The sequence below is a fragment of the Thermococcus sp. 5-4 genome (genome assembly GCF_002197185.1).
In the GTDB taxonomy this organism is placed as follows: domain Archaea; phylum Methanobacteriota_B; class Thermococci; order Thermococcales; family Thermococcaceae; genus Thermococcus; species Thermococcus radiotolerans.
On the sequence record NZ_CP021848.1, the window covers coordinates 261,805 to 283,809 of the forward strand.

A 22,005-nucleotide genomic window follows, 5' to 3' on the forward strand; every position below is an offset into this window, starting at 1 on the left:
AGGCTTATGGTGGATAAAAGAGCCAGCAACTATGGATACCTTCGCCCGAAAAACGCTGCTGAAGTCGTAATAGCGGTAGAAACGAAGAGAAAAGGGAAGAAAGCTCACTCGAAGAGAGCCTTCCTGGCGGCCTCAAGCCTGAGCCTGGCCTCTTCCCTGGCGACGGTCTTCCTGACGAGCTCGACGGCATCCGGGTTGGCGCTGACGCTGTCGATGCCGAGCCTGACGAGGAGCTTGACCATCTTCGGGTCGCTGCCGGCCTGGCCGCAGATGCTGGTCTCGACGCCGTACTTCTTGCAGGTCTTGATGACGTTCTCGATGAGCTTGAGCACTGCTGGGTGCTTCTCGTCGTAGAGCTTGAAGACCCTCTCATTGTCCCTGTCGATGGCGAGGGTGTACTGGGTGAGGTCGTTGGTACCGAAGCTGACGAAGTCGATGCCCTCCTTGATGAGGTCCTCGATGATGAGGGCACTCGCTGGGGTCTCGATCATGACACCCCACTCGACGTCCTTGTGCGGAACGAGGCCGACCTCAAGGGCGATCTCCTTGGCCTTCCTGATCTGCTCGGGGTGGCTGACGAGCGGGAGCATGACACCGATGTTGTCGTAGCCCTCGTCAACGAGCCTCTTGATGGCCTTGAACTCGGCCTTAAGGAGCTCCGGCTGGTCGAGACCGCGCCTGATTCCGCGCCAGCCGAGCATCGGGTTCCTCTCTTCGGGCTCCTCTTCTCCACCCGGAAGCTCGCGGAACTCGTTGGTCGGAGCGTCGAGGGTCCTGTACCAGACGCGCCTCGGGTAGAAGGCCTCGACGACGGTCCTGATGCCCTCCACGAGCTTCTCGACGAGCTCGTCCTCCTTGCCCTCCCTGATGAACTTGATCGGGTGGGCGCCTATGCCGAGGATCATGTGCTCGGCCCTGAGGAGACCGACACCGTCGGCGCCGGTGGCTGCAGCGCGCTCGGCAACCTCCGGCATGGAGACGTTGACCTTGACCTCGGTGGCGGTGACGAGCGGGGCACCGGCAACGACGACCTTGCCACCCTCGGCCTTCTCTTCCTCCTTCTTGACGAGGCTCTTGACTATGCCCTCGTAGACGACACCCCTGGTACCGTCGACGGTGACGAGCATACCGTCCTTGAGGACCTTGGTGGCCTCCTTGGTGCCGACGACGGCCGGGATGCCGAGCTCCCTACTAACGATAGCGGCGTGGCAGGTTCTTCCACCCTCGTCGGTGACGATAGCGGAAGCCCTCTTCATGGCCGGGACCATGTCCGGGTTGGTCATGGTGGTGACGAGAACGTCGCCCTCCTTGACCTTGTCGATCTCGCTGGCGTCGAAGATGATGACGACCTTACCGGCACCGATGCCCGGTGAGGCTCCGAGACCCTTGAGGAGAACCTTCATCTCCTCGGTCATCTTGGCCTCCTCGGTCTTGACCTCCTCCTTGAGGGTGGTGATCGGCCTGCTCTGGACGATGTAGAGCTTGCCGTCGTCCTTGTCGTAGGCCCACTCGATGTCCTGCGGCCAGCCGTAGTGCTCCTCGATCTTGGCACCGATCTTGGCGACCTCGATGATCTGCTCCTCGGTGAGAACCTGCTTCTCGACGTACTCCGGACCGAGGAAGTCGGCAACCTTGACGTAGACGGTGCCCTTACCGGTCTCCGGGTTGCGGACGACCATGACTTCCTTCTTGGCGATGTACTTCTCCTTTATCCTCCAGGTGCCCTTCTCGACGATGTACTCGTCCGGGGAAACGCTGCCGCTGACGACGGCCTCACCGAGGCCCCAGGCGGCGTTGATCATTATCTCGCTCCTGTCGTTGGTGACCGGGTTGGCGGTGAACATGACACCGCTGGTCTCGCTGTTGACCATCTTCTGGACGACGGCGCTGAGGTAAACCTTGCTGTGGTCGAAGCCCTGCTTGGCCCTGTAGAAGGTGGCCCTGGCAGTCCAGAGGCTGGCCCAGCACTTCTTGACCTTGTCTATGACGTCGTCAACGCCGTAAACGTCGAGGTAGGTCTCCTGCTGGCCGGCGAAGCTGGCCTCAGGAAGGTCCTCAGCGGTGGCAGAAGAGCGAACGGCAACGTAAACCGCGTCTTTGTTGAACCTCTGGGAGAGCTCCTTGTAAGCCTTCTCAATCTCCTCGGCGATCTCCGGGAGCATCGGAAGCTCAATTATCTTCTGTCTGATCTTGGCGGTGTTCTCCTGGAGCTGCTTGGAGTCATCGACGTTGGTCTCGGCGATGACGCCCATAATCCACTCCTGGAGGGTCTTACCATCCTCGAGCTTGACGTTCTCGACGAAGTACTTGTAGGCCTCGGCGGTGACACAGAAGCCGGGCGGAACCGGAATACCGGCGTTGGTCATTTCTCCAAGGTTGGCACCCTTTCCGCCAACAAGAGCGACGTCGCCCTTTCCGAGTTCCTCAAACCACTTTATAAATTTGTATTCGCTCATGCGAATCCCTCCACAATCGTTTACTGCGGGTGATATATCGAGGGTTCATATTTAAAATTAACTATCCAAGGCTGTTCTCTGGCGTACAGGAATGAAACAAAAGGCAAATGTGTCCATTGGGGGAATAAGGGTTCCCTAAAACTTTCTAACGTAAACAATAAAGTCCCCGTTTTGGAATTCCCTCGCAATCCTGTAGTTTCCGCTGGTCTCTATGTTAAGCGCAGGGTCCGATTTCATGCGGACTATGACGTCATAGCGGCCCTCAGAGATGCGCTCCCTCACCTGGGGGACGTCCATTATCACCTGAATGGTTGCGTTCGGATAGTAGAGGCCGGCCATTGTATACATTTTCTGCGAAACCAGCAGCCAGTCCGCGGGATAGTTCTCCGAGGCGTACTCAAAAACCTCCACGTAGATTGCCCCCTGCTCGTCCCAGTCGTCCTTGAGGGCCGAGGCGTCCCTGCAGATGGGCACCAGGAAGAGCACCAGGAGCAGAACGGCAACGTGCCTTTTGTATTCAACAGCTTTGGTGGCCTCTGAGAGTGCCTTCGAGATTCCCCACAGCCCGTGGGCAGCGAGGAGTGCCAGCACGGGTGATAGGAAGGTTATAAACCTCTCCTCCTTGTGGGTCACGGTCATTATGCCGAGCAGACCAACGAAGAGCCAGCTAATCAGGAGCCAACCCTCTTCGTCTTTCTTGAGCAGGATGAATCCTATTGCCGCCAGCAGGGCGATTACCCCGATGGTGTTGACGAGCATCCCGATGTAGTCAAAGGCCGATACAGGGGGTGCGTTGGTCACGTACTGGGTTGCAACGCTGAAGGGTTTGAAGGCTCCACCGTAGTGGAGGTGCCCCATGTACAGCCAGGGAAGGAGCGTTATCGCCAGCAGGGCGAAGCCGAGGGGATACTCCCTCTTCTTTGCCCATTCCCAGTGCTCGGTCAGGTACAGGTACGCCACCATAACCCCGATTATTGACAGACCGGTGTACCTGGTGAGTATCGCTATTCCCGCAACCACGAAAGACAGGTATATCCTCAGGGGAGCCTGATTTTTCTTGCCCGTGTAGAGGAGGTACACCGCGAGGGTGTAGAAGAAGGTGAACTCGCTGTGGACGAGCTCTCTGGTTCCCATCGCGAATGCCAGGGGGTTGAAGATGTACAGCGCGGCAGCCAGGGTGGCCTTAACGCTGTCATTCCACATCCTGACGGCGAAGAGGTACACGAGGCCGGCGGTCAGTGAGTAGAAGACCGCCGATACCAGTCGGGCGATTGTCACGTGGTGTTCCGGCGAGAAAAACCTGAAGAGCACGGCCAGGGTGTAGACGTAAACGGGCGGGCGGTACATCATGTAAGTTCCTTGGTACGTGTAGTTCGTTATCCCGTGGAGGAGGTTCCTGGCTATGTTGATGTAGAGCGCCCCGTCGTAGGTTATGGTCCTTGAGGGGAGCGTCATGACCGCAAGAACTAGTGTGAAGAGTGATATTCCCCCCGCCACCAACAACTCTCCCTTCCTTGAAGTCCCCGGCATGCTGACCCCCTTTACTCTTGTTGGTGTTACTATTTAAACATTTCGAGATTAAAAAAATCAGTCGAACTCCAGCAGGGGATGGTCACTGAGGAGCTCGTTCAGCATGTCAATGGCCCTCTCACTGCCGTAGGCGTAGCCGAAGTAGCGGTACATCGTGAGCACCGCGTCAAGTGGATGAACCTCCCTGTTGGGGTTGAAGGTATCCTCGATGAACCTGAGCGTCTTCTCCTCGGCGTCCGTGAGCCCGGCCACGTGATAGATGTAGACCATCTGAGCGTATGTCGCCCTGGAATACGCGTATTCGTATTTCTCGGCCTTGAGCTTTCCGCTCTCCTCCTGCTCCCCCGTCATCCACTGGGCGGCCTTCTTAACGGAGTCCAGAACGCTCTCGTTGCCAGTCAACTGATAGTACCTCGCGAGGCTCGATGCAACCGCTATGGTGGTGCCGAGGTTATCGTTCCAGCTTCCGTCTCCCTTCTGCTCCTTCAGCAGCTGGTCGACGATGTTCTTCTCCGTCGTGGAGTTCAGGATGCCAAGCTCCTTGTAAACGGGGAGCATGAGGGCGTTGGTCACCATTCCTCCGTGCTGGTCCTTGGGGGTCGTCATGAAGTAGTCCTCGCGTTCCCTGCTCTCCAGCAGCTTGAGCGACCTCTCCTTTCCGTCGAAGTTAACGTCCTTCAGGGGTTCGAGCGTGTATGAGGTATACAGCGTAAAGTCGTTGGGGGGGATGCCCCATGGGAACGCTCCGTTATCCATCTGCTTGTACGAAAGCCAGCGAAGGAGCCAGTCTCTTCTCGCTTTGAAGCTCTCATCGCCGGTCCTCTGGTAGAGGCGCGAGTACAGGTCAACCATCCACGCGTTGAGGTTGAAGTAAGCCTTGTACCTGCTGTCGAAGTCAGCGTAGTTATATCCGGTCCAGAACTTCTCCAGGAAGTTCACCAGCGGGGAGTAGTTGCCGGTGTAGTTCACCGGGAACGGCTGCTCCATCTTCAGAGTTGGCTCCGGAATGAAGCGGTATATTACCGAACCGCCGTTGCAGAACTCCAGCTTGAAGTGGGTGTCGTAGGGGGCGTACTCCATGAGGCCGTAGCGGATGAAGCCGTAGGAATAGCGCCTCCTGTCAACGAAGATGTAGCTCACGTTGTATTTTCTCATGAGGTAGTACGCCCACTCCCTCTGGTTCGAGCTGAACATCACGACGTGGTCGAAGTACGCCTGGGTGGCCTCCTGAACCGTTGGAGCCTCCCCGAAGAAGCCCTGGTAGACCTTCTTCCAGATGACGACGTCCTTTCTCTTCGTGTTGCCTATCAGCAGATACCCCATGTCCCACCAGACGAGTATCGTGGCGTTTTCCGGTGTGTTCTGGACTATCCACTCGTAGGCCTCTTTATCGCTCACCGTGGGAGCCTCAACGTATTTATAGGCCCCGTAAACGCCCTGGGCTAGGGGGGAGGCCAGGATCAACAGGATTACGAGCGAGGTGAGCCACTTCTTTCTTGATACTCCCTGTATCCACTCCGCACCGAAGCCCCTGACGCCCTCGAAGGCTTTTCTGAGCGTTGGCCCTATGGTAGGGAATATGACGTCGATGAGGTACTCGGCGGCCATTGCGGAGAGTGGTATGGCCGCGTAGGGGTCACGGAAGCGGAATGAGATTCCGCCGGCGAATATGAATGCCCATGCCCACAAAACAAAGCCGCGCCTTATGCTGTCGCGCCTGAAGTAGTACGGGCTCGCTATCGCCCCGAAAACGAGCTGGACAACTCCTATCCACTTGAAGTATCCGAGGAAGCTGACCTCGCTCCTCTGGAGCCTCAGGGCGAGCTCTCCCAGCGTGGAGTGTACGAAGGAAACCTGCGTGTAGGCGAGGAGCGCAATCACCGCAAGGGCCACGAAGTAGTGGAGATGCCGCTTTATGAAATCCCACCAGTACGAGACGAGCACGAGGAACGCGGCGAGGACGAAGAATATCCATCCCCTGTGGGTCACCATGTACAGGGCGAAGACGAGCGCCAGAGGGATTAGGTCCGGGATTCTCTTTGATTTGAGGAACCTTATCCCGAAGAGCATGCTGAGGGAGAAGAGGAACAGCCCCAGGTTCTCGGGTATGTACAGGCTCGTTCTGTAGATGAAGTTCGGGGCAAACGCCAGGAGGGTCACGGCGAGGAGTGCACGCTTTTTATCCTCCATGAGTTCCTTGAAAGCGAGATAAAAGCCAAAAACGGCCAGGGTGCCGTAGATCGCGGGGAGAACGAAGAACAGGTAGTCCGATGGGAAAATCTTATAGAACGCGGCTCCAATTATGTGGAACAGGGGAGGGTAGCTGTACGCCCGGAGGCCGAGCAGGGAGGGGATATCCTTCGATATGGAATCCAGACCGTAGTGGACGATTCTCAGGGTTATATCCTTGTGGAGGTATTCATCGTAAGTGGCAAGCAGGAGCGTCCTGTGGGGTATTAGCCTAACGATGAAGGACGCGATGAGAAGCAGCGGGAGGTAGAGGCTCTCCTTTTTCATTCCACGACACCCCTCAAGTTTTTAAGTTCTTTTCTTAACATTAATTGGTGGTAAAGTGAGGGGGTTAAAAATCTTTAGCCTTGCCTTCTTTTCGTACCTCGCACTTTCACTGTACGCCAACTATTTCGACGGGGAGCTCGCGGAGGTTATATACTCCCGCGGTTTGGAGCCTTCGATGCTCCTTCTGGGAACGGTCTATGCCGTTGCGTTCTTCTCGGTCTTTGCCCTGGGGTACGTTTCCAGAATAAAGCTCAGTCCGGCTTTCTTAGCGGTGCTCTTCCTGGTGCTTTCCTTTCATGACTTCCCCGTGATTCCGGCCCTGGCGGTTCTGGTTTTGATCGCTTACCGGCTCCGGATAAACCCCTTCCGGCTGTTTCCTCACATCTCCCTCATAGTTGCCCTCCTGATTCCGCTCAGCCTCTACATCGTAATCGGGGTTCCGTTCTTCGAGCGCGCCCTCAGGTACGAGCTCGTCGGTCCCCTGGTGCTGGCAGCCATTCTGGCCGTCATCGGAATAGCGTATTCCAAGGTTTCCCTTCGCTGGAAGACCTTTCTGGTTGCGGTTTATTCCATTCTGTTCTTCCTGGGAACGTTCCGCTCCTTGGTTCTTCTGGTGTACCTCGCCTACTTTCTGGTGGTCTACCTGGACTATCCGGAGCTCAGGAGATGGCTGGCTGCCCTCAGCACGGTTCCCCTCTTTCTAATACTCGGAATGAGCGGCGGATTAAACGCCGTTCTTGTCAGGATAGGGTTCACCTTCCTTGTTTTCCACAATCTAGTCCGCCTTTCGCTCCCGTGGGGCTTCTTCCACGGTGCGCTGCTCTTCAGCGATAACCCCCGTCACATTGTGGCCTCCATGTTCGGCGCGTCCACCAACTACACCTACTTCTTTTTCGGACAGCCCATAGCCGATTTTGGCATTCTAGGGATTTTGGAGGCATTTCTGCTTGGGACGTTCCTCTACAACAGCGAGCGGAGCAAAGAAAGCTTTGTGGTCGTGTTGTCTTTGATGCTGTACTCCCTTGATCCCGGTGTGGATGCGTTCGTGATGTTATTCATCGCGGGGACTCTGCTATTCTTAGCCTCCGAGCCGGATGTAACATAAAGGAAGGTCACTAATGTTCTAGAATAATCATCCAGGTTGTAATATGGCTGCTAAGGTTGGTTATACATCCCTGTGGTGCGAAACGTTTATATCGGTGCTCCATCCACAGTATAGGTGAACATTACAACCCGGAGGTGTCAGGATGAATCGGAAGGCTTTGAGTCTTTTGATTGTGGTAGTAATGTTGTTGGCAGTAGTTCCAGGGGCGTATTCTGGAGTTACGGCCACGAAATTCACTAAAAATTTGGGCAGTAACATAGATTCCATCCCTGAGAAAATATCAACAAATGTAGCAGTTAACAAGAAGTCCACAGCAATTATCCCCAAGTCTGTTATTGCGGAAATGGTGTACGCAAAGGCCATCGGAGAAAAATCTGTGCCATTGATTGTCCAATTAAAACCAGGATATACTCCCGAATTCCTTGAGAGTCTTGGTTTTATGATTAGAAAAGATTTCGGCCACTTTGGCTTGGTGGCAGTTTCAATATCGCCCAATGATATTGACTCATTGTACCAGGCAAGCAAGTACTTTGAGCATGTGTGGGTCAGCAGGACTTACAGGCTTGTTCCACCCACCCCACGTCCCAATTGGTTTGCAGGTAATGTCACTTTGAACCTGACTGAAGTCCAAGAACTCGCTGACATTAGCGCTGAGACCACAGGAGCAAAGGACATGTGGACTCTGGGATATGATGGAAAAAACGTTACTGTGGCTGTTATAGATACCGGTGTCGACCCAGGGCATCCGGACCTCCAATGGACAACAGATGGAAAGCCAAAGATAGTTGATTATGTCGATCTAAGCTACTGGGACGTAATTTCAGATAGGTACGGGTTACCGAACAAACCCGTCTCTGGATGGTTCAACACATCAACAGTAGTCAAAGCCCAAGATGGTACTGTTGTCTATGATGGGAGAACTTTTGAACTCCCTACTAATGCAATCTCAAAGAGCGGGGACTATCATATTGGACACGTAGAGGAATGGGGTGTTGAACTTGATGGAGACTTCGTCAATAACCCCAACCACTGCCCTTACACAAATGATCCCATCGATGAGGAGTGCTATTCAAACCACCATGATCCTTGGGCGGGGGCGATCCTTGTAGTTGACAACCAGACTGCAGGGGTCTATGACCTCGTATATGTTGACACAGATGACGATGGAAGTTTTGCAGATGAAAAGCCATTGAGGGTGTATAGGACTGCCCCAGGCCCAGACAACGTTGGTGCATGGATTTGGAATGAAACCCTAGGACAGAAGAAGGACTTTGTTGTATCAGACCTGGATTCTCACGGCAATTGGGTCATCCTGGGTTACGACATGGGCGATCACGGAACCCACGTTGCTGGCACCATAGCGGCAAACGGCTTCATTAAAGGCGTTGCCCCTGGCGCTCAGCTCATGGTGATAAAGGTCGGAACTGACTTCGGAGGGTATATCCCGACTGAATCCATTATCGATGCATTTCTTTATGCCGCGTTTGGTCCCGACGGAGAACCTAACACCGGAGATGAAGCTGACGCCGTCAGCATGAGCATTGGGTGGACACCGATATTCCAGGGGTGGCCGTATATCGAGGACGATGCAAATGTTCTTGACTATGTGGCAGAGCTTACGGGGATTCCCTTCTCAATCTCAGCTGGCAATGAGGGACCCGAAGTAAACTCCATTGGAAGTCCAGCAGACGCGTTCAATGCAATAGCCGTTGGCGCGTACATCGAGAAAGAACGCATGGATTGGCTCGATCAGCACATGTTCAACACGCCAGAGTATGGTGCGGAATTCTTCAGCGTCGCCTGCTCTGGATGTAACGTCACAGGAGATCCGATATCCGGATTTGGAATGGCCACCGATGCAGTTGTTGGCTTTAGCTCAAGAGGTCCAACGGACACTGGAATACTAAAACCGGAGATACTGGCTCCTGGTGATGCAATAATGTCCACCATGCCTCTTACAATGCTTGGAAGCTATAATCCGCAGGGATACTACAATGCCGAATCTACTATCGCTTACCAGTACATGCAGGGAACCAGTATGGCCGCTCCGCACGTTGGCGGTGCTCTGGCGATATTGATTGGAGCCTACAAAGCGAAATACGGTGTTAAGCCAACCGTGGATATGCTTAAGCTCTCCCTGGAACTTGGGGCAGATGACCTGGGAATGCCTTTTGCAGACCAAGGGTTTGGGGCCTTGAACATAACCAGCGCATGGAGCCTCCTTGACTCATTCAACGGGGAGGTCGTTAATGAGCCACTTGTGTACTCTGGATATTATGCTAGAAACATTGGTTACAAGAACTTGATCTTTGGAGACCCGGCACTTATTGACTTCGCAACTGACTGGGAGGATGGAACAATAAGTGACATCGGCCTTTCCTTCGCTCCGGACTATGACTTCCCATTCGGAGCGTTCTGGATAAAGAACAACGGAGACCAGAACATAACCCTTAAGTTTGCAGGAGCTTCTCCTGGTGCAGGAAATTCACGCTTGATTTTCTACGATCTATTGTTCTTTGACATGATGACAGGATACCGGGTGGACCCATACAACCTAACGGTACCTGCCCATGGTTTCCTCTGGCTTGGCTTCACCACGCCATATTATTGGGGAGACACCCTCCCACCGGGACTCAATGAGCTCATCCTTTACTGGGATGACCCAGATTCTCCGCTTCCAGTTGATGCCATAACTCCAATAAGCATAGTGGTTCCTGAGGACATAGGGAATGGAAATATTGTCAAAAGTGTCCATGTCAACAAAATGGACGTCCCACCAACCAGGATTTTCTTTGACATCCCGAAGGACGTGGATCTAGTCGGAATCACGATAAATCAGACGGCTGGCGGAGACTTGTGGACTGGTATATACTACCCGATAGCCAGTAGCTTCATTTATGACCGTTTCACGACTACAGGACCAGATTACCCATGCAACTGCACTTACAGCCCGAGTAATCCCACAAATTGCTCCAACTATGGAGGCCCATTTGAAGCTACTAGCATTAGCAAGGAGAGCGTGCTTAGTCCAGTATTAATGCCTGGAACGTGGGAAATCTTCCCGAGTACTTCAATGATAACTGCTTGGCCGCAGACTGGGTTCTTCCCAGTTTTAACGGATGTGGATGCGACATTCAACATTACTTACTATGGCATTACAGCCACTCCACCCGGTGGAGAGATACCAACAGTGGAGTACTCCAGTGGGGCTCAGAAGTTTAACTACACATTGGTTAACAGGTATTACAAGATCTATGGCAATGTTTCGGCAGTTGGTGTGGGACCATACAATGCAACTATCGAACAGATAAAGGAGGCAGACTTTGCATATCTGGACTTTACAGTCCCCGAAGGTGCTGTAAATGCCCACTTTGAAATCCAATACGTGAACGATTCAACGGCTGATCTTGATCTCTACGTAGTGGCACCGGACGGAACTCTGTATTCCTCGGCAACTGCTAGTGCCAATGAGGTAGTTGACATACCCAACCCAACGCCTGGAGTGTACCACGTAATGGTTTACTGGTGGGTTATGAACCCGGGAAGCATTGAAGTTCCAAAAGTTGCAAACTTCCAGATTGCTCAGTATGCAATAGTCCCCGGTACCCTCAGCACCGAGCAGAACACGATTAACTTGGACACCGGAGGAACCACCAACATAACCCTAATGCTTAATGCCACTGAAGACGTGTTGCCGGGACTTAACATTGGAAAGCTTATACTGACTCCGGATGTGCCATGGCTCGAGGGTACTGTTACAACAACAATACTCGTCAAAGTAGGTGGTTCATCATTCGCAGTGGGTCTCGAAAAGAACCAGCTTGAACTTGGAAAAGAAGCTCCCACAATAGTCGTTAGGGATGCCCTCACTGGAGTACCCGTACCCGGTGCCGAGATCTACATCAACGGGGAGTACTACGGACTTACTGATGAGAACGGAAAGCTTGAAGTTGACCTCGAGCCTGGAATGCTTAGCATTGGAGAGCACACAATTGACGTAACCGTCAAGAGGGAAGGATACGCCGAGCTCTCAAAAGAACTCGCATACACTGTTGTCGATATCGCTCCGGGCAGGGTACTTACTCCAAGCGACGTTGAACCATTCATCGCCATCGGTAGTGGCAGCGTAACCGATGTAAGCGTGGATACCACAACCATGACAATAACCGCAGACGGTCCGAGCGGGGATGTGGCTTACTTGGTGGTCACCTTGCCTGTGGACACCCAGTATATCACCGTTGCTGGAAGCCACGTGCTTAGCTACTACACCACCACTGGAGAGAACGCGGTTTACCTTGTCCTCAAAGTCAAGTACGCGTCCCCGGTGACGATAACCGTCGAGTACAAGACCTCGCGCTGGATCATCAGTACTTGGAACTACGTCTGGTACATGCTCTACTGGAGGTACGACCAGAAGTTCGACCCGCTCTACCAGAAGGCCGTCGAACTCGGCGTCGACAACGAGACCCTCCAGGAGGCCATGCAGTACAAGCAGCTTGCCGACCAGTACTATGAGGAGGCCAAGAAATACATCACTCCTGGCAGGGAGAACCTAGCCATCGCGGCACTACCTTACATTCGCAAGGCGTACCTCAACATCCGCAAAGCGTACAGCATACTGGAAGAGGCCATCAACGAGATTGAGGGCTCCGAGGGCTGATGCCCTCTCTTTTCTCTTGATTTTTCCCAACGCTTTTAAACCATCGGACGTTTCTTCATTCGGTGTCGCTCCATGATATACGTCAAAGTGTACAGGGTTCAGGGAGAGGTCCTTCTGGCTGCATGCGACGAGGAACTCCTGGGAAAGACATTCAGGGAGGGCGAACTGAAGCTTGAGGTGAAGGAGCGCTTCTACAAAGGCGAACTTGTCGAAGAGGACGCCCTCGGCTCGCTGCTCGAAGAGGCCACGATAGCAAACCTGACTGGAGAAAGGTGCGTCTCCAAGGCGATTGAACTTGGTTACGTGGATGAGGAGCGCATCCTGAGGATTGCAGGCGTTCCCCACGCTCAGATGGCAAAGCTCTTTCTGTGATTAGATTTTTAAACTCCCTTCCTCACTTCTCCCCGGTGAGATGAATGAGCGAGAGGTTCTGTTACAGATGCGGGATAAGCGAGAGCGAGGGAGGGCCGCTGATAGACGGCCTTTGTCAGGTCTGTTACCGAAAGGAGAACCCAGTTCTGCTCATTAAAGGCGAGATAAACACCGAACTCTGCCAGAACTGCGGGAGCTACAAGCGCAGGGGCGTTTGGGTCGATCCGAACAGCTACGACCTTGAGGAGCTGATATTCGAGGTTGCAGATAACGCCCTGCTGGAGACCATTGGAGACTCACTGGACGAGAGGGTGAGGGAGTTTGAGATAGTCCCCCTCGAGGAACTTGAGGAGACGGCGGAGCTTCCGGTTGGGAAGGCCCTTGTTGCCTTCCAGCCCGTTGATTGGCACATAGAGTACTTCCCGGCGATAATCACCTACGAGATCAGGGTCAAGGCGAGGATACATGAGCTTCAGAGGGAGCTTCACGACGAGACCAAGCACGTTACTGTCTACGTCCGGCAGACGGTCTGCCCCCGCTGCTCAAAGTTCTTAGGCGGTTACTTCGAGGCGATACTCCAGGTCCGCGCCGAGGACAGGCCACTAACCGATGAGGAGAGGAAGGCCATCGGAAAACTCGTCGAGGAGAAGGTGGACGAGATAATGCGCAAGGACAGGATGGGCTTCATCCAGGACACGATAGAGAAGGAAGAAGGCTTGGACTTCTACATGGGCTCCACGTCGAGCGCCAGGAAGCTGGCGCAGGCGATAAGGGAGCGCTTCGGGGGTACGATAAGCGAGGCCTACGAACTCGTTGGGGTTGACAGGCAGACGAGCAGGGAAGTGTACCGCACCAGCGTGAGCGTGAGGATCCCCAAGTTTCAGAAGGGAGACCTGGTAACGGACAGGCACGGCAACGTCTACGAGGTCGAGCGGGTTGACGGCAAGGGCATGAGCATGAGGAACCTGGCCACCCGCGAGAGCGAATACCGCGACTGGAAAACCGTTAAGCGCGAGGGCATAGATGTGGTCGAGGGCGAGAGGAGCGAGGCGATGGTGACGAGCATAACCCCGAGGGAGGTCCAGCTCATGGACATGGAGACCTACGAGACCTACGAACTAGAAAGGCCCTCCATGGAGCTCAAGGAAGGCGAGGTCTACCGCATGATAGAGGTCAAGGGCAGGAAGTACTTCCTCGGCAGGAAGGAATGACCCGTTTCTGTTCCACCAATCTTTTTAACCTTAGGTTTTGAACCTTTCCTGGTGATGCTCATGAGGAAGACGGTGGTTATCATAGGTGGTGGAGCGGCCGGAATGAGCGCGGCTTCACGTGTTAAGAGGCTCAAACCGGAGTGGGACGTCAAGGTCTTCGAGGCTACCGAGTGGGTCAGCCACGCTCCCTGTGGCGTGCCCTACGTTGTCGAGGGCATCTCGCCGAAGGAGAAGCTCATGCACTACCCGCCGGAGGTCTTCATTAAGAAGAGGGGCATAGACCTCCACATGAGGGCGGAGGTCCTTGAAGTCGCCCAGGGGGAGGTCAGGGTCAGGGAGCCCGATGGGGAGCACACCTACGGATGGGACTACCTCGTCTTCGCTAACGGCGCCTCGCCCAGGGTTCCGGCGGTTGAGGGAATCGACCTCCCGGGAGTCTTCACCGCGGACCTCCCGCCAGATGCCGTTGCCATAAGGGAGTACATGGAGAGGAACAGCGTTGAGAACGTTGTCATCATCGGCGGCGGGTACATAGGCGTTGAGATGGCCGAGGCCTTCGCGGCCCAGGGGAAGAACGTCACCCTCATAGAGAGGAACGAGAGGGTCATGGCCAAGGCCTTCGACAAGGAAGTCACCGACGTCCTTGAAGAGGAGATGAGGAAGAGGATAAACCTGAGAACGCAGGAGATAATCCTACGCATCGAGGGTGAGGAGAGGGTCGAGAGGGTCATCACCGACGCCGGTGAGTACAGGGCCGACATCGTGATACTGGCCACGGGGATAAGGCCTAACGTTGAGCTGGCCAGGGAGCTTGGCGTAAGAATGGGCGAGACCGGCGCTATATGGACGAACGAGAAAATGGAGACGAGCGTCGAAAACGTCTACGCTGCCGGAGACGTTGCCGAGACGAAGCACCTCATCACCGGCAGGAGGGTGTGGATACCCCTCGCTCCCGTCGGAAACAAGATGGGCTACGTTGCCGGAAGCAACATAGCCGGGAGGGAAGTGCACTTCCCGGGCGTCCTGGGAACGAGCGTGACCAAGTTCTTCGACGTTGAGATAGGCAAGACCGGCCTGACGGAGGCCGAAGCGATAAGGGAGGGCTACGACGTCAGGACTGCATTCATAAAAGCCGGCACGAGGCCGCATTATTATCCAGGTGCCAAGCCGATATGGCTGAAAGGAGTTGTGGACAACGAGACGAACAGACTCCTTGGAGTTCAGGCCGTCGGTGCGGAGATACTGTCGAGAATAGACACCGCGGCGGCCATGCTCACCGCGGGTTTCACGACCAGGGATGTCTTCTTCACGGATCTGGCGTACGCACCGCCCTTCGCTCCGGTCTGGGACCCGCTCATAGTCCTTGCCAGGGTTCTAAAGTTCTGACCCTTCTCACTTTTTCAGTAGGGCGATGCTGGTGCCCAGCAGGAGCAGTCCTGCTCCAAAAATTGGGACAAAGCCGACGGTGGAAGCGGCAAAGCCGCCGAGGGCGCTGCCCGTAATGTACCCCGCCGAGCTGACGACGTTGTAAGTCCCCATTGCGCTGCCCTTCTCCTTTTCTCCGGCTCTCTCGCTGACTATGGCGGTCGAGGATATTCCGATGAAGGCCCAGGAGTAGCCCGCCAGAATGTAGGAGGCAAAGGCCAGTGGAAGCAGCACCGGGGAGAGCAGGGTTCCGAGCACCATCGTGGCGAAGGCCCCGGCGCGGAGGAGCAGTCCCTTTCTCAGGACCCCTTCCTTCCCTCCTCCCATCGTGGCCCCGACGCGGGTATAGTTCATCGCCGAGACCGCGGAGTTGGCTATGAGTGCCAGGTACACAATCTCCCTCGTGTAGCCCTCACTCGTAAGGAGCACCGGCATCTGGGGGAAGTAGAGGCCCGCAGCTATCCAAAAGAGCAGGAAGGCTATGTAGAACCTCCTCAGACCCTCTGGAAGGCTGAAGTTGGTGTGTAGTATAAAGCTGGGGAAGTAGCGGGCCTTTTCGACGACGTAGTTGCCGAAGGCTTTGATGGCCCGCCTGTTGATGTATATCGGAGCCTCCCGTATCATCCGCTCCCCCATGAAGACCGAGGGCAGGCCCAGGATGGCGAAGGCTATGAACAGTTGGGGCATGGTCAGGAACCTCGACAGGCCAAAACCGAGAACCAGTCCGAGGACCCACCCCCAGCCGCTTATCTCGTTGAACTTGCCGATGGCGTGGTCCCAGCTGTGCTTCCTCACGCTCCTCAGCACGAGGGCTATGGGAACCGATAGGGTTGAGGCAAGGAAAAATGCGTATACCGTGTTTACCGCGATGAGCTGAGCCGGGGTCTTCACGAAGGCCATCGCTGTAAGGAAGAGCGGAACGCTGGCAAAGCCAAGGAGTATGAACGGCTTTCTCCGCAGTGTCCTGTCGCTCACCCTGCCCCAGAACAGCGCGCCGAGCATCGAGGCTAGGCTCGCGAGGGCGAAGGTCAATCCAACGGTTGAGGCGTTTCCCCCGAGTTCCAGGAGGTAGAGGCTCACCAGAGCGGAGCTTCCGCCGGTGGCCACCTTGAACGGCACGAAGGAGTAGAACCACCTAGGCATCTTGGGGATGTAGCGGTAGCGGTTTGCGACCGATGCGTTCCTCACCGCGACGGCAACTCTCTGGCTCATTTTTCTCACCTTGAGGCCTCCGGGAGGCCGGTTTGGTTTAAAAAGATTCGTGACGCAGGGCATACCGTAATGTTCAGAATGGTTCATTCAGTGGGCCCGGAATAAAGAAGGAAGAAGAAATCCTCATATTTCGAGGACGTATTTTCTGCTCTCGTCGGAGAAGCCCCTGAAGCAGCCGAGCTTTAGCTGAAGTATCGCCCTTTCAACCTTCACGACCTTCATCGAGGCCACGTGGGTTACCCTGGTGCCCCTGAGGAACTCCGGGAGAACCTGTCCCGTAGGGCCGGTCAGGAGGAAAATCCTGGCGTTCTTTGCCCTGTCGAGGAGCATGTCGAGGGTTCCGTTGATCATGCAGGAGGCGCTCGCCATAACTGCCTCAACCTCCGGCAGGAGCCAGTACTCCAGGGAATCGCTCAGCGTTTCCCTATCCCATAGCTTCGGGTTTCTCTCGAAGACGTAGAGGTCGAAGCCTCTCTCCCGCAGGGCCCTGACTATCGGCGGCATGTTTCCGATGACCGCTACCTTCTCGATGTCATCGTCGAGCAGTTCCACGGCGTCAATCCACTTTGCATCACTCAAGTCGATGTAGTACTGCGAAACCGCGTTTATCGCCGCCAGGCCTAGGGACCTCTCGATGAGGTTGAGGCTATCGGCCCTTTCAATGAACGCCTCCAGAGTGGGCTCCTCGATGGAGTTGTCGAATCTCCCTATCTCCTCGGGGAGGGTCATGGCAACGCCGAGGGCTTTTCCCCTCTTCCCCTCAATCAGCACGTAGGTGTAGGGCAGGCCAAAGGAGAAGTCCAGAACTTTGAGCTCCTCATCGATGAGCCTCAGGGCCTTTTTCTTGAATTTGGTCAGCAGCATGCGAACACCTCACTCCCCAGCTTTGGTTACCCTGTTACCCCTTCTTTCTTTCTGATTTTGAACCTTCCGTTTGGGCAAACCTTATACGCTTTTAGGTTAACCTAATTCTGGTGGTGACATGATAGCCTTCGGTCCGGTTCCATCGAGGAGGCTCGGCAAGAGTCTTGGGATAAACAACATACCCGACAAGGTCTGCTCCTACGCCTGCGTCTACTGCCAGATAGGCAGAACCCTGAGGATGGAGGTTGAGAGGAGAGCTTTCTACGAGCCGGAACTGATCTTCGAGGAGGTTTCACGGAAGGTAGAGGAAGCCGAAGCGGCCGGGGAGAAAATAGACTACATCACCTTCGTTCCCGACGGGGAGCCGACGCTCGACGTTAACCTGTCCAGAGAGGTGGAGATGTTGAAAACCCTCGGGATACCCCTTGCGATACTCACGAACTCCTCGCTGATATGGCGGGAGGACGTCAGGGAGGAGCTTTTTGAGTTCGACTTCGTCTCCCTGAAGGTCGACGCTGTGAGCGAATCCCTATGGCGCAGGGTGGACAGACCCCACAGGAGCCTCTCGCTTGAGAAAATCCTCGACGGCATGCTGACCTTCGCGGACGGCTTCGGAGGGAAGCTCGTTACCGAGACCATGCTGATAAACGTTGACTACGATGGAGAACTTGAGAAAATTGCAGACTTTCTGGCGGAGCTCGGGCCGGACAAGGCGTACATAGGAATCCCCACGAGGCCTCCTGCCGAGCCGTGGGTCGAACCTGCGAGCGAGGAGACGATACACCTCGCCTACCAGCTGTTCTCGGAGAGGCTCGGTGGGGACCGGGTCGAATACCTCATAGGCTACGAGGGGAACGCCTTTGCCTCAACAGGGAACGTCGAGGAAGACCTGCTGAGCATAACCGCCGTGCACCCGATGAGGGAAGAAGCCGTGAGGGAGCTCCTGAGAAAAGCAGGGGCCGACTGGGACGTGGTGGAGAGACTCCTCAGGGACGGAAAGTTAATAGAACTCGAGTACGGGGGAAGGCGCTTCTACATGCGCGCTCTTCCGAGCAGGAGAAAACCTTAATTATTCGGGAAACTAGTTTACCGGGGAGAGCCATGTGCGAGTACACCTACGAGAACGGGCAGAGGTGCAGGTTGAAGCCCATCGAGGGCTCCGCCTACTGTCCCCTCCACATCCCCTACGACGAGGGCGAGAGGCTTTTGGGGGATGAGATAAAGAGGGTAAAGGAGGAGGCTTTTCTCAAGAGGCTCAGGGCAGGGCAGACCTATTTTGAGGGCGTTTATCTCTACGACGTCAAAATAAGCGATTTCAAAGCCGAGAAGCCGATAGTCTTTAAAAACTCTCAGATCAGGACGATACTCTTCGACGGCGTTAACGTGCCGGGTGTAACCTTCTACAACTCCACGGTGGGTCGACTGGTCGTCTTTGAGAGCGAGCTTGGAACGTTCACAGTTCACGGCTCCCACGTTTTCGGCCTGAACCTGCTCCGCGTTGGGTTCTCCAACTCGGTCTACATCAGAAATTCGAGCGTTCGCTACGTCATGATAAACTCGACCGAGTATACCGGCAGGGGAGAGGAGGGCGAGAAGGAGTACGGGGAGCGCAGAACCGCGACCGGGAGGATAGAGCTGAGCGACCTGAGTGAAGTCCGCAGGATTGGAATAAACGTCCGCTATCCCCTCCTGCGAAAAATCCTTGAGGAACATGGGGTAAAGCCATCCGAATCGCGCGAGAGGGCCGTCAAGGCCACCGCCCTCGTTCTCCGGGACATAGGCTTCGACCAGTCGGCGCGCTTCAAGAGGCAGGTCAGGCTCAGCATAAGGCGGTTCCACGGCAACCTCGTGCTCGAGAACCTCAACGTCTTCGGCCACGCCGAAATCCTTGGAAGCTGGCTCAGGAATCCCGAGTTCGTGCACACCAGGGTCATGGGCAACCTGATATTCCGGAAGGTGTCTTTCCACGGCGACTTCGCCTGGAACTCCACGGTTCTGCCCAACATCCCGGTGGAACTCAACGTCGAGGGCTTCGTTGAGGTCGAGGACTGCAAGTTCAACAGCCACCGCGCTGCCGAGGTGCTCTACCGCCTCGCCAGGATAAGCTGGGAGCGGAACGGGGACTTCGAGAGGGCCGACCGCTACTACTACCTGGAGATGGTGGCCAAGAGGAACTCCCGGCTGAGCGGCAGGAGGAAGGGGATTAAGCGGCTCTTCATGAGGATGGAGTCCGCCTTCGAGTGGCTCTTCGCGGATTTGACCTGCAAGTACGGCACCGACTGGAAGAGGCCCATACTCATATGGCTCGGCGCGGTCAACGTCTTCTTCCCAATCCTGTTCTTCCTGACGCGGAGCGTCGAAGGCATCTCCGGAGCTATGAGCTTCCTCGACTACGAGTACTTCAGCGTTGTCACCGCGACGACCCTGGGATACGGTGACTATCACCCCGTTGGGGTTGGGAGGGTTATAGCCTCGGTCGAGGCCCTGTTTGGCATGTTCATGTGGGCGGTCTTCCTGACGGTGTTCGCGAGGAAGTACATGAGGTGATGGCATGCGCGTTGGACTGATAATCAACCCCATAGCTGGAATGGGCGGTAAGGTGGCCCTGAAGGGCACGGACGGCGTTGTTGAGGAGGCCATAAATAGGGGTGCAAGGCCCATCGCGGCCGACGTTGCGAGACTTTTCCTCCACGAGCTGAGCAACTACGCGGAGGGAAAGGATATCGAGTTCTTAACCGGCCCCAATGGTTTGGGGGAAGAGGTTCTGGCGGAGTTCGACTTCCCCTACGAGGTCACCAGACACAGGGATGTACGCTACCGCGAGGTCCTCGGCGTTAGGATTCCGGATACGGATAGCGACGACACGAAGGAACTCGTGAAGAGAATGCTCGGCAGGGTTGAGTTGATAGTCTTCGCCGGCGGCGACGGAACCGCGAGGGACGTTTTCAGCGTCGCCGGGAGAGAGGTTCCGATACTCGGTGTTCCAACGGGCGTTAAGATGTTCTCCGGGGTCTTCGCGGCATCCCCCGAGGACGCGGCGAGGCTCGTAGTCGAGTTCCTCAACGGGAACGCCAAGCTTGTAGAGCGGGATGTCATGGACTTGGATGAGAACGCCTTCAGGCACGACGAGGTGAGGCCGAAGCACTACGGGAAGGCACTGACTCCCTATGCCGAGCTCCTCCTTCAGGGTGCGAAGGAGCCTACGAAGACGGACGAGGCCGAGGATGTGGATGCCATAATAGAGGCCCTGGCCGAGGAGCTTGAGGATGGGATATATTTCCTCGGCGCTGGCTCGACGGTCAAGAAGCTCAAAGACCTGCTGGGAATAAACGGAACGCTCCTAGGCGTTGACATCGTTGAGATTAAAAACGGCGAGGCCAGACTCCTCGTCAAAGATGCCGCGGAGAAAGACCTGCTGAGGTTCGCGGGAGAGAACACCAGAATCGTTGTAACGATAATCGGGGGCCTTGGATTCCTCTTCGGCAGGGGAAACCAGCAGTTCTCGGCAGAGGTTCTGCGGAGGATTCCCAAGGAGAACATAATCGTTGTGGCGACGCCTTCCAAGCTCAGGAACGGCTTTGTTAGGGTTTACACCGGCGACAGGGAGGTTGACGACAAACTGCGCGGCTACATCCGCGTCCGCGTCAGCCCCTGGATGGAGAGGATGGTGAAGGTCGTTTAGGCGGGCGAACCAGAAGCCGTTTATAGAACCTTTCCCTATTCTCAATCGGTGAACCGTATGAAGTACAGCCGTATAGCGGTTAGGCTCTTTGAGAGGGAGGGGGAGGACACATTCTACGACCCCGTTTACCACGGTAGGACTCTCAAGGTCTTTGGAATGGACGAATGGCCGGGAAAGGCCCTGAAGTACTTGGCGGACAGGTACAGGGAGATTGACTACGGGGTAGTTATCTTCGACACGGAGGGCGACTTCCCGGAGGAGGGGTTTGACACCATCATCAGGGTGAAGGACGGCCAGGGAACTGGCCTCGACCCAATAGCCCTCGCGAGGGAGGGCCTTCTCGACGGCTACACCGCGGCGACGATAGTCCAGACCGTTTACGGGCTCGACAGAACCCTGACGGACAGGCTCTACGCCGACTTCCTTGCCGGAAAGGTGAAGAGCGTTCCCGAGGCCATGAAGTCGGACGGAAAATACGCCGAGGTTATCCAGGAGAGCTACACGCCTCTGGACGAGGCCTTCTACTCAGGGAAACCGCCGAAGTTCGGGAAGAACATCCTGGTGGAGCTGGGTGAGACCTACAGCATAACCATAGCGGGCATAGCTTTTCTGGTTGTGGGTGCGGTGGTTAGACACAGGAGGAACACCATGATAGGCGTCAACGATGCCGCCGTCCTGGCATACACCACAGCGGGCGGTGCTGCCATACCTCTGATAACGAGGCCCATTCGGGCGAGGGTGACGGTTCTCGCGACGCAGTACGCGATAGACTCGATAATGAACCTGGCCGGCCCGAGCCTGGTCCTCTACCACGACCCAGATACCCAGAGCGTCATCTACGAGACGAACGGCGTTCCACCGGGCCCAATGAGGAAGCACGTCCACAAGGGGGAGGCGGCCTTCATCTACCGCACCCCGGAGACGATAAACGTGGAGTGGGGTGAGCTGCCCCTCTGATTTACATTTTCCCG

General features: G+C 55.5%; 14 protein-coding genes. 9 read left to right on the forward strand and 5 right to left on the reverse strand.

Features of this window, described 5'->3' with window-relative positions; genetic code table 11:
* Nucleotides 1-104: 104 nt before the first annotated feature.
* The 3 genes from ppsA to CDI07_RS01575 form a co-directional block, all read right to left on the reverse strand.
* Nucleotides 105-2,456: a phosphoenolpyruvate synthase gene (gene ppsA / locus CDI07_RS01565; protein ID WP_088179936.1), complete on the reverse strand. Its 2,352-nt coding sequence runs from the start codon at nucleotides 2,454-2,456 to the stop codon at nucleotides 105-107.
* Between the two features lie 135 nt (nucleotides 2,457-2,591).
* Nucleotides 2,592-3,986, reverse strand: coding sequence for a glycosyltransferase family 39 protein (locus CDI07_RS01570; protein ID WP_088179937.1), 1,395 nt, complete (start codon nucleotides 3,984-3,986; stop codon nucleotides 2,592-2,594).
* 57 nt (nucleotides 3,987-4,043) lie between these two features.
* Entirely contained in the window at nucleotides 4,044-6,503 is a 2,460-nt protein-coding gene (locus CDI07_RS01575) for a glycosyltransferase family 39 protein (RefSeq protein WP_088179938.1), read from the reverse strand.
* A gap of 55 nt (nucleotides 6,504-6,558) precedes the next feature.
* Here CDI07_RS01575 and CDI07_RS01580 point away from each other — a divergent pair, with 55 nt between their 5' ends.
* The 5 genes from CDI07_RS01580 to cdr all read left to right on the forward strand — a co-directional run bounded on the left by CDI07_RS01580 (nucleotide 6,559) and on the right by cdr (nucleotide 15,237).
* A complete protein-coding gene (locus CDI07_RS01580; protein WP_088179939.1) occupies nucleotides 6,559-7,608 on the forward strand; it encodes a hypothetical protein in 1,050 nt (349 codons plus the stop codon).
* Between the two features lie 142 nt (nucleotides 7,609-7,750).
* A complete protein-coding gene (locus CDI07_RS01585; protein ID WP_088179940.1) occupies nucleotides 7,751-12,268 on the forward strand; it encodes a S8 family serine peptidase in 4,518 nt (1,505 codons plus the stop codon).
* Between the two features lie 72 nt (nucleotides 12,269-12,340).
* Nucleotides 12,341-12,640: a DUF424 domain-containing protein gene (locus tag CDI07_RS01590; RefSeq protein WP_088179941.1), complete on the forward strand. Its 300-nt coding sequence runs from the start codon at nucleotides 12,341-12,343 to the stop codon at nucleotides 12,638-12,640.
* 44 nt (nucleotides 12,641-12,684) lie between these two features.
* Nucleotides 12,685-13,851: a 60S ribosomal export protein NMD3 gene (locus tag CDI07_RS01595; RefSeq protein ID WP_088179942.1), complete on the forward strand. Its 1,167-nt coding sequence runs from the start codon at nucleotides 12,685-12,687 to the stop codon at nucleotides 13,849-13,851.
* A 60-nt stretch (nucleotides 13,852-13,911) separates the two neighbouring features.
* On the forward strand, nucleotides 13,912-15,237 hold the full coding sequence (gene cdr, locus CDI07_RS01600; protein WP_088179943.1) for a CoA-disulfide reductase: 1,326 nt from the start codon (nucleotides 13,912-13,914) through the stop codon (nucleotides 15,235-15,237).
* A 6-nt stretch (nucleotides 15,238-15,243) separates the two neighbouring features.
* Here the strand turns inward: cdr and CDI07_RS01605 are convergent, their stop codons facing one another.
* Both CDI07_RS01605 and CDI07_RS01610 read right to left on the reverse strand, forming a co-directional pair.
* Nucleotides 15,244-16,488 (reverse strand): MFS transporter, encoded by a 1,245-nt coding sequence (locus CDI07_RS01605; RefSeq protein WP_088179944.1) that lies wholly within the window; start codon nucleotides 16,486-16,488, stop codon nucleotides 15,244-15,246.
* Between the two features lie 123 nt (nucleotides 16,489-16,611).
* Entirely contained in the window at nucleotides 16,612-17,352 is a 741-nt protein-coding gene (locus tag CDI07_RS01610; protein ID WP_088179945.1) for a Rossmann-like domain-containing protein, read from the reverse strand.
* Between the two features lie 118 nt (nucleotides 17,353-17,470).
* On the opposite strand from CDI07_RS01610, the gene CDI07_RS01615 reads away from it, so the two are divergent.
* From CDI07_RS01615 to CDI07_RS01630, 4 genes are read left to right on the forward strand one after another with little or no spacing between them, the layout of a single operon-like run.
* Nucleotides 17,471-18,421 (forward strand): radical SAM protein, encoded by a 951-nt coding sequence (locus CDI07_RS01615; protein ID WP_088179946.1) that lies wholly within the window; start codon nucleotides 17,471-17,473, stop codon nucleotides 18,419-18,421.
* Between the two features lie 32 nt (nucleotides 18,422-18,453).
* A complete protein-coding gene (locus CDI07_RS01620) occupies nucleotides 18,454-19,899 on the forward strand; it encodes a potassium channel family protein (RefSeq protein ID WP_088179947.1) in 1,446 nt (481 codons plus the stop codon).
* A 4-nt stretch (nucleotides 19,900-19,903) separates the two neighbouring features.
* Complete coding sequence (locus CDI07_RS01625) at nucleotides 19,904-21,034, forward strand: ATP-NAD kinase family protein (protein WP_088179948.1); 1,131 nt, start codon at nucleotides 19,904-19,906, stop codon at nucleotides 21,032-21,034.
* 57 nt (nucleotides 21,035-21,091) lie between these two features.
* A complete protein-coding gene (locus tag CDI07_RS01630; RefSeq protein WP_088179949.1) occupies nucleotides 21,092-21,991 on the forward strand; it encodes a hypothetical protein in 900 nt (299 codons plus the stop codon).
* Nucleotides 21,992-22,005: the final 14 nt, after the last annotated feature.

Excerpts from the sequence above, each read along its gene's own strand:
- CDI07_RS01605 (WP_088179944.1), bottom strand. The coding sequence starts at position 16,488 with ATGAGCCAGAGAGTTGCCGTCGCGGTGAGGAACGCATCGGTCGCAAAC.
- CDI07_RS01610 (WP_088179945.1), bottom strand. The coding sequence starts at position 17,352 with ATGCTGCTGACCAAATTCAAGAAAAAGGCCCTGAGGCTCATCGATGAG.
- CDI07_RS01595 (WP_088179942.1), top strand. The coding sequence starts at position 12,685 with ATGAGCGAGAGGTTCTGTTACAGATGCGGGATAAGCGAGAGCGAGGGA.
- CDI07_RS01590 (WP_088179941.1), top strand. The coding sequence starts at position 12,341 with ATGATATACGTCAAAGTGTACAGGGTTCAGGGAGAGGTCCTTCTGGCT.
- CDI07_RS01630 (WP_088179949.1), top strand. The coding sequence starts at position 21,092 with ATGAAGTACAGCCGTATAGCGGTTAGGCTCTTTGAGAGGGAGGGGGAG.
- CDI07_RS01570 (WP_088179937.1), bottom strand. The coding sequence starts at position 3,986 with ATGCCGGGGACTTCAAGGAAGGGAGAGTTGTTGGTGGCGGGGGGAATA.
- CDI07_RS01625 (WP_088179948.1), top strand. The coding sequence starts at position 19,904 with ATGCGCGTTGGACTGATAATCAACCCCATAGCTGGAATGGGCGGTAAG.
- CDI07_RS01615 (WP_088179946.1), top strand. The coding sequence starts at position 17,471 with ATGATAGCCTTCGGTCCGGTTCCATCGAGGAGGCTCGGCAAGAGTCTT.
- cdr (WP_088179943.1), top strand. The coding sequence starts at position 13,912 with ATGAGGAAGACGGTGGTTATCATAGGTGGTGGAGCGGCCGGAATGAGC.
- CDI07_RS01575 (WP_088179938.1), bottom strand. The coding sequence starts at position 6,503 with ATGAAAAAGGAGAGCCTCTACCTCCCGCTGCTTCTCATCGCGTCCTTC.
- ppsA (WP_088179936.1), bottom strand. The coding sequence starts at position 2,456 with ATGAGCGAATACAAATTTATAAAGTGGTTTGAGGAACTCGGAAAGGGC.
- CDI07_RS01620 (WP_088179947.1), top strand. The coding sequence starts at position 18,454 with ATGTGCGAGTACACCTACGAGAACGGGCAGAGGTGCAGGTTGAAGCCC.
- CDI07_RS01585 (WP_088179940.1), top strand. The coding sequence starts at position 7,751 with ATGAATCGGAAGGCTTTGAGTCTTTTGATTGTGGTAGTAATGTTGTTG.